Annotated in this window: 2 protein-coding genes; both read left to right on the top strand. The window is 51.3% G+C overall.

What is annotated here, in order from left to right; translation table 11 throughout:
• Positions 1–9 precede the first annotated feature (9 nt).
• Positions 10–141, top strand: a complete 132-nt coding sequence (locus tag Q5762_RS40270; protein WP_399495663.1) for a hypothetical protein — start codon at positions 10–12, stop codon at positions 139–141.
• 3 nt (positions 142–144) lie between these two features.
• A partial coding sequence (locus Q5762_RS40265) for an NAD-dependent epimerase/dehydratase family protein (protein WP_399495661.1) occupies positions 145–238 on the top strand: 94 nt, incomplete at its 3' end.

The raw sequence follows: 238 nt of genomic DNA, 5'->3' as shown, positions 1-238 counted from the left end.
GAAGAGAAGATCTCTCATACCGAAGATTACAACTCTCACAACACAGAGCGACTGGATGTGGCAGGCATGCAAGCACTGCTGCGCAAACTGGACTTTATTCGTGCCCTGGAACGGGGTGAGTATATCAACCCGGAGGACTAAGCCGTGCGTGTACTGGTAACCGGAGCCAACGGGTTTATTGGTAAAAACCTGCTGCTGCACTTTCAGGAGAAGGGCGGTATTGATGTGCTGCCTTTCA

The sequence above is a fragment of the Streptomyces sp. P9(2023) genome, from assembly GCF_032436795.1.
Taxonomy (GTDB): Bacteria; Actinomycetota; Actinomycetes; order Streptomycetales; family Streptomycetaceae; genus Streptomyces.
This window is presented reverse-complemented; position numbering and strand designations above follow the sequence as displayed.